This is a genomic window from Kitasatospora sp. NPDC032757 (genome assembly GCF_055579305.1).
Genome location: NZ_JBVINN010000081.1, coordinates 1 through 8,075, shown reverse-complemented (window position 1 = coordinate 8,075; position 8,075 = coordinate 1). Strand labels below are relative to the sequence as shown.

Here is an 8,075-nt window from a genome sequence, read left to right as displayed (position 1 = left end):
AACGCCTCGAAGAACCTCGTCTTCAGCGCCTCAAAATCCATGATCCCCGCAACCCCTGAACTCCAGGGTGTTGCGGGGATCAGTAGAACCCACGGATGCTCGACGGGGGCGCTGCCATCTCACTGCGGAGGGCGTGCACAGGTGATCAACGCGTCTGGGCCTCGAAGTACCAGCGCTGGTTGGGGTTCCCGAGGCACTCCCAGACATCCAGTGCGGTGCCGTTGTCGTGCTTCCAACCGGGCAACTCCAGGCACGTGTTGGATGCCGGGTTGTAGATCGACCCGTCGTAGCGCCGCTCCCAGGTCTGCGCCGCGGGGTCGTCGCCGCAGGTCTGGAACCTGACCGCGGTACCCCGGCCCACGGGCTTGTCCGCGGTACCGAGGCACCTGTTGGTGCCCGGCACCTGGATCTGGTTCTTGTCGGTCAGCGTGAAGTGCTGCTGGTCGCCGTTGTAGCAGTCGTACACGGCGGCGGCCGTACCGATCGCGCCACCCCAGCTGTCGATACAGGTACCCGGGCTGAAGGCGCTGCGGATCCGCGCACTGGAGCCGGTGGTGGCCAAGGTGTTGACCTGCGGTCGACGAAGTGGTTGAACACCATCACCACGTCGGTCCGCTCCGGCGGGTCCTACCGTCCGGTGGACAGCTACGAGCTGACCCACGTGTTCAAGTCGCCCGAGAACTCGGCCGAGAACACCAAGATCCCGTGGCTGGAGTCCGTCCGGCGGATAGGCAAGGACACCTTCAACGGCTCCGAGGAGAAAGACCTTCCGAAGGTCACCTTCGCCAGCGCGATGCTGCCCAACCGGGTCGACGGTCTCGTCCCGGCACGCCCGCGGTACAACCGCCCGCGAGTCGAGGTCATCACCACCGAGACCGGGGGCACCGTCCTCGTCAAGTACGCACAGGACTCGTGCTCGCGCACCGCTGGGAAGATGCCGGCCTCGGCCGACAACAACACGATGAGCTGCTACAACGTCAAGTGGTATGACACCGGTGTGAAGGCCACCGTCGACGACTGGTTCCTTCGCTACCCGGTCGAGTCGGTCACCGTGGACCCGAATGGCAACCTCATTCAGGGTTCCGTGCCGAAGGTCACCACCTACACGTACGGCGAGGCCGCCTGGCACCGCAATGACGGGGCCCTGGCCGAGGATGACTACCGGACGTGGGACCAGTTCCGCGGCTACGCCAGCGTGACGGCGGTGTCCGGCTCCGGCACGGATGGCGTGAAATCGAAGTCGGCCACGTACTACTACCAGGGCATGGACGGCGACTACAAGGCGGACAAGAACGCGAAGGCTGCGAGCGTCGCCGGCGTCAAGAGCGGCTCCCGAGCCGACTACGACTGGCTGTCCGGCCGTGTGCTGGAGCAGGTCACCTACACCGACGTCAACGCCGCCGATGACGACCCCGTCGGGTACGCGGTGAACACCAGCTCCGGCGAGGTGGAGACCGCCAAGTACACCCGTGGCGATCTGCCGGCCTTGGTGGCCCGCTACGCGGCGACCACATCGACCAGCGTCAGCACGACGAAGACCACGAACGGCACCCGCACCACGTCGACGGTGACCAAGAGCGACAAGGACCACAACAACCGGGTCACCACGTCGCTGAGCACGGCCGACGGCACGCCCGACGTCTGCGTCCGCACCGACTACGCGGCCGCGGCCAACCCGCAGATGACGGCTCTGGTGTCGGAGGTACTGACCGTCTCCGGCAGCAACGCCTGCGGGGCGACCGCGACCGCGACGAACACCGTCTCCGGAGTCCGCACGCTCTACGACGGTGGGACGTTCGGCAGCACGGCCGCCAAGGGGCGGGTGACCGGCGCGCAGGGCCTCGACCGGTACGACGGCAACGGCACCGCCCAGTACGTCACCAGCGCCGCCACCAGCTACGACGGCTACGGCCGCGTCGCGACCGTCACCGACCTGACGGTGACGGACGGCAAAAATCCCAACGGGGCCGTGGTCTCCACCGTGTACAGCTCGGCCAACCCGGGTGAGCTGCCCGATCGCACGGTGACCGGCAGCCCCGCCCCGGCCGGCGCGCCGGATGAGGGCATCGCGCGTACCACCACCATCACGTTCGATCCGGCCCGTGGCCTGCCGATCACCACGGAGGACCCCAACGGCCGCAAGGTCACCCAGTCCTACGACTCGCTGGGCCGGCTCAAGGCGGTCTGGACCCCGGGCCGTGACACCGCGAAGAGCGCCAACTACACGTACGACTACTCGGTCAACGGCACCGCGGCGCCCTCCACGATCACCAGCAACACGCTGCGCCCGAGCGGCGAGTACGGCACCGCGACGCAGATCATCGACGGCCTCGGCCGGGTGGTGCAGACACAGAGCCCGCCGGCGGTCTCCGCCTACCACGGCCGGATGATCACCGACACGTTCTACGACTCGCAGGGCCGGGCCAACCAGGTCTACAACACGTACTACGAGGACACCAGTGGCCCGAGCACGACCCGCTGGAGGCCGGACGGTGCCATGGTGCCGAACCGGACCACCACCTCGTTCGACGGCATGGGCCGCCCGGTCAGCACGCAGCTCATCGCCCTCGGTGTCCTGCAGTCCACCACGACCACGGCCTACCCGGGGGCGGACCGCGTCGACGTGACCCCGCCGACCGGGGCCACCGCCACCAGCACCATCACCGACGCCCGCGGCCGTACCGCCCAGTTGTGGCAGTACCGGACGCCGACGGCGACCGGCAACCCGGCGGACGCTGACGTGACCGCGTACACGTACACCCCGGGTGGCCAGGCCGCCACGCGGGTGGACGCGGCGGGGAACACCTGGAGTTACCAGTACGACCAGCGTGGCCGCCGGGTCCGCGCCGACGACCCGGACACGGGCGTGTCGACCCGGGCCTACGACGGCGCCGGCCGGCTGGCGTCCACCACGGACGCCCGCAACCAGACGGTGGCGATCACGTACGACCTGCTGGGCCGCAAGACCGGTACCTACAACGGCAGCGTCGCCCCGGCCAATCAGCTCACCGGCTACACCTACGACACCGTGGCGAAGGGTCAAGCGGCCTCGTCGACCCGGTACGTGGGTGGTGCGAGCGGCTCGGCCTACACCAAGGCCGTGACCGAGCTGGACGTGGCCTACCGGCCGACGAAGACCACCGTCTCGATCCCCGGCAGCGAGATCGGCAAGTCCGGCCAGACGACGTTCACCTACGGCGCTGTGTACGATCCGATCAGCGGTGCGATGACACTCGAAGGCCGGGCCGCCGCGGGCGACCTGGGCGAGGAGTGGGTGACCTACAACTACGAGCACTATGGTCTGCTTCATGACATGGGCGGGCTGGATACGTACCTGCGGCAGTCGGACTGGGACGCCTACGGCCGCAACATCCGCTCCACGGTGAACCCGTGGGGCACCCAGATCGTCGCCACCAACACCTACGACGAGCCGACCGGGCGGCTGCTGACGCAGTACATCGACAAGCAGACCGCCGCGACCGGCTCGGTGCAGAACACGACCTACGCCTACAACCAGGCCGGACAGGTCACCGCGATCAGGGCGATCCCGAACAACACCCCGGCCGCGACCGACCTGCAGTGCTTCAGCTACGACTACCTCGGCCGCCTCACCACTGCGTGGAGCGACACCGGGCAGCTCAACCAGCCCACCCCGTCCCTCGGTGGCCAGGGCTCCTGCGCCAACGCCACGCCCACCAGCGGGGCGGCCGCACCGGCGAAGACCACGGTCGGCGGCAGCGCGGCCTACTGGCAGGAGTACACCTATGACCTGACCGGCAACCGCACCAAGCTGGTCAACCACGACCCGGCGGGCGACCCGGCCAAGGACCTGAGGACCGACCAGACCTTCCCGGCCCCCGGTACCCGCAACACGCCCACCGCCGCGCCTGGAACGGGTGGCGGCACCGGCGGTCCGCACGCGCTGGCCACCAGTAAGTACACCTATGGCTGGAGTGCCGGCACCCAGGGCACCGACCAGTACGACGCGGCGGGCAACTCCACGAAGATCAACAACCCTGGCGGCAACAAGATCCTGAACGCGGGCTTCGTCCTCAAGTCCGGTGAGTCGGTGCGCTCCAACGGCGCCCAGCTCACCATGCAGGCCGACGGCAACCTGGTTCTCAGCTCACTGCGCTCCGGCCAGGCTGTCTGGTCCACCAGCACCCAGAACCACCCGGGCGCCTGGGCCACCATGCAGGCCGACGGCAACTTCGTGGTCTACGACCCGCAACGCGTCGCGCTCTGGTCCTCCAAGACCTATGTCGGCGGCACCAGCGGCTACTTCGCGGTGGTACAGGACGACGGCAAGCTCATCGTCTACGGCCCCGGCTGGCAGTCCAAGTGGTCCACCCCGACGTGGAACGCCGTCGATGCCGCCAACAGTGCCACGCTGACCTGGGACGTCGAGGGCAAGCTCGCCTCACTCACCCAGGGCAGCGCCACCACGACGTACGTCTACGACGCCGAGGGTAACCAGCTGGTACGCCGCAACCCGGGGAAGGTGACGGTCAACCTGGGCGGCGGTGACGAACTCACCTACGACACCGGTAGCAAGACCAGTACCGGCGCCCGCTACTACACCGTCCCCGGCGGCATCACGTTGGTTCGCCAGGGTCCGACCAAGCTGACGTACCAGTTCTCCGACCACCACGGCACCAACAGCCTGTCCATCGATTCCGAGACCACCACCGAGTCCCGGCGCACCTTCGATCCCTTCGGCGCCACCCGTGGCCCCGGCTCCCTGAGCACCCCGTGGTCCGGCGACAAGGGCTACGTCGGCGGACTGAAGGACGACGCCACCGGCTTCACCAACCTCGGCGCCCGCCAGTACCAGCCGAGCACGGGCCGCTTCCTCAGCCCGGATCCGATTGTTGATCCGAAGGATCCGCAGCAGTGGAACTCCTACGGTTACAGCAACAACAATCCGGTGAACCGGGCTGACCCTAACGGCCTCAAGTCGGAGGAGTGCGGCACGCTGTACGACTGCGGCTCTGCCGGCACCATCACCATGAAGAACGCCGCGGAGACGACGGCGAACTACGTTCCGGCGGCGGCTCTGCAGCGGCTCGACGAAACCCTGCCGGAGCCCGACTACTACGAGGCTGCTCGGCAGATGGGCTTCGGCGCGAAGCCGGCGACCTCCCAAAGGGCTGCGCCGAAACAGATGGGGCCGCGTAATGATGATGGTGACGGAATCATCATGATAAGGTTCTATATTCACCAGGAAAAGGCCCAGCTCGCAGGCCTGCTCGGAGACAATCGCTCCTGGTCGAATGTCCCAGTGGACAGTGCTCGCATGCTTGTCTTCTGGGACACCGCTACCGGTGAGGCGACGTTCACCGTGATGCCCTCCACGACTATGGGCCAAGTGGTGACCAAGTACACGGGGAGGATGCCAATGAAGGTATCGATTCCCCCGGAGGTCATTCCTGCCAAGGGGATCGAGTTTGGCGAGAGCGGCCTTGGGACGACGTGGAACCACAAGAACGCGCTGCAGTTCAATGGGGTTAGCGCCAAATTGCTTGACCTCACCGTCCATGGAATCAACAGCAAGATGAGGGTATTCGGAGTTGATAATACCCTCAAGCTGGATATCAGGCCCTCGGGTATCCAGATGACTCGCAAGGGCGATGCCTATCCTGACATGGAGGTGATTCAGTATCGCCAGGGAAAGAGTCCCAATGTGATCGCCCGAGACGGCATGGGGGATGCTCCGATCGACCAGGGGCTGAGGTCGGTGACGCTGCCGGGACCCTTGAGCATATCCATAAATCACACCTTTGAAGAGGGGAGGTGCATTGCCGGGTGTTGAGTATGAGATTGGGCCGGGGTGGCCTATGGCTCGCGCGGGCGGTGCTGAGGTATATCGCGGTATGCGTGGCTCCGCTGTATTCGCTGATGCTTGTGCTTGCCGCATTCGCACCTGACAAGCGCCAGGTTGACGATCTCGCCGCTGGAACGACTTCCGAGGGCTACTTCGCGTTCCTCCGGATTGTTTTGGCGACGATAACCATCCCAGGGACCCTGTCGCTGCTGCTGCTGGCCCTTCCCGCAGCCTGGGGGAAGGATGTCCGCGCGGCCGGCGCGTGTTTGCTCGCGCTGCCGCCACTGCTCTTCCTCTTTGCGGGATATTGGCCCTTCCTGTTGCTGAGTGCGCTCGGCGTCTTCTATGCGCTGAGGGTGATGCCCAAGCCTGGCTCGTAGGGTTGTAGTAGCGCGGGGCCTGATACACGATGCGTATCAGGCCCCGCGTATTTGCTGCAATGACGACGCCACTCACTGGCTTCACCAACCTCGGCGCCAGGCAATACCAGCCGAGCACCGGCCGCTTCATCAGCCCGGACCGGATTCGACATGACTGGAAGGCTGCATGGCATGAGCGGTCAGCCTGCGACAACTAATTGGCAGAGGACGGTCGGCGCCCATTTCGTGTGGTCTGAGGCCAAGGTGTTCTCCGATGGTGACAAGCTATCTATGAAGATCACGATCCGCTCCAGGGATCGCTGGGACTTCAACCGAGGCGCCAAGGATGTTGACAGCGGCACGCCTGATGCTGTCAACGGGAGATTTGCGACGCTTGGATGGGCGCATCCATTCATGACCAACGGGAAGCTAGAGCGGAAGATGACCTGGACGAGGGGTAGCGCATTGGAAACGACAGTCATGGGTGAGGCCTCGCGATGAGAGGAGGCCGAGGGGGGTTCGCCAGCGTAGTGGCAGTTCTGATATTGGGCGTTCTGGTGGGGGCGACCTCCGCCTGCGCGGGTAGCGATCGTGCGGCGAGTGACAGGACGACGGTCTCGGCCAGTCCTACAGTCGGTGCCATTCGGACCGATCGTGGCCCGGTGGAAAGCAGGTTTCCCAAATTCGGAAACTTCGACCGCGTCACGTGGATGGCTAAGGTTTCCGGAGGAGGCTCCAGGGTCCCAGGTCCTACCGACTACGAGATGCGCGGACTTGTCTGGCTCTCGGCGGACCGCGCGGCCGAGTTCCGAGCTGCTGGAGATTGGGAGAATAAGGACGTTGCTGACTTCCCGGCCGGGCTCGATCCCAGTCTGGGTGTGTCGGGTGATTGGCTGCACAGCGATGCGTTCGACAAGTCGTTTCCGCAGGCTGCGTTCGGCAGCCGCTTCTTCCTGAGCAGTTCATCGCCATTGCTCTACTTTGACGCGGTGAACCCTCCGATCGTCTCTGCTGAGCCGACCTCCTCATTGGCGTCGTAACCCTGGCGCCACCGGTAGGTGAACTCGCCGAAGCCGTGGCCCCCGATCCGCTTGGGGGCCACGGCCCGCAGTCGCCTGGCAACGCGGGCCTGCGGTCTCGATGTTGGAGAGCGTGGTGAGCCAGCCGGGGGGGGGGAGGGATTCCTGCGGACACTCGCCGGTCGCTTCGACGGCAACCTGGTCCTCAGCTCCCTGCGCTCCGTCCAGGCCGTCTGGTCCACCAGCACCCAGAACCACCCGGGTGCGTGGGCGACCATGCAGGACGACGGCAACTTCGTGGTGTCCACACAACCGACGATGATCAACGGTGGCCGTGCCCTTTCTACGCCACCCAGCAGTACAGGTTCTCGTCTCCCTCGCGGACGGCACGGGCCAGGTCGGCCAAGCCGCTCAGGATCCACGCGGCGATCTCGGGGTCGAAGACCTCGCCGTCTGCCGCCCGCTCGGCCACCCACAGCCGGCTGACTTCAGCGAGCCGGTGCTCGACGGCAGTGCACAGGGCATCTCGAAGGGTGCCGGAGACGGCGAGGACGAGCGGACCCTCGCCGTCGTCCGGGTCGACAACAGTCTCGGGAACATCGTCGTCAAGGACTTCCTCAAAGCTCCGACCGGTGAAGATGCCCTCCCACTCGATCAGAGCCTCCTCGACATCGAAGTTGCCGAAGGTCAGGGACTCGAAGACCCCGTCGGGACCACCCTCCGCGACAGCAGCGGCAGCTTCGGCGTCCGGTGCCATGAAGAACGTGACGACGATGCTCACCGGGGCATGGTGCCTGTTCCACCGGGCCCGGTCTACCTGCCAGCGGCCAGCAGAAGCCGACCTGCCGACCCGAGATGCTGTCCGCCCACAGG

The 8,075-nt window shown here is 66.1% G+C and carries 5 protein-coding genes; 3 read left to right on the top strand and 2 right to left on the bottom strand.

What is annotated here, in order from left to right; genetic code table 11:
- Positions 1 to 145: 145 nt before the first annotated feature.
- A complete protein-coding gene (locus ACZ5WK_RS39805; protein ID WP_465555402.1) occupies positions 146 to 562 on the bottom strand; it encodes a ricin-type beta-trefoil lectin domain protein in 417 nt (138 codons plus the stop codon).
- A gap of 27 nt (positions 563 to 589) precedes the next feature.
- On the opposite strand from ACZ5WK_RS39805, the gene ACZ5WK_RS39800 reads away from it, so the two are divergent.
- From ACZ5WK_RS39800 to ACZ5WK_RS39790, 3 genes are all read left to right on the top strand, one after another.
- The gene (locus tag ACZ5WK_RS39800) at positions 590 to 5,812 is read left to right on the top strand and encodes an RHS repeat domain-containing protein (protein WP_465555400.1); all 5,223 of its coding nucleotides are present in this window, start codon (positions 590 to 592) and stop codon (positions 5,810 to 5,812) included.
- Positions 5,813 to 5,877: 65 nt separating this feature from the next.
- Positions 5,878 to 6,204 (top strand): hypothetical protein, encoded by a 327-nt coding sequence (locus tag ACZ5WK_RS39795; protein WP_465555398.1) that lies wholly within the window; start codon positions 5,878 to 5,880, stop codon positions 6,202 to 6,204.
- Between the two features lie 743 nt (positions 6,205 to 6,947).
- Positions 6,948 to 7,223: a hypothetical protein gene (locus ACZ5WK_RS39790; RefSeq protein WP_465555396.1), complete on the top strand. Its 276-nt coding sequence runs from the start codon at positions 6,948 to 6,950 to the stop codon at positions 7,221 to 7,223.
- A 322-nt stretch (positions 7,224 to 7,545) separates the two neighbouring features.
- Here ACZ5WK_RS39790 and ACZ5WK_RS39785 read toward each other — a convergent pair whose 3' ends face one another.
- Positions 7,546 to 7,983 (bottom strand): hypothetical protein, encoded by a 438-nt coding sequence (locus ACZ5WK_RS39785; protein WP_465555394.1) that lies wholly within the window; start codon positions 7,981 to 7,983, stop codon positions 7,546 to 7,548.
- Positions 7,984 to 8,075: the final 92 nt, after the last annotated feature.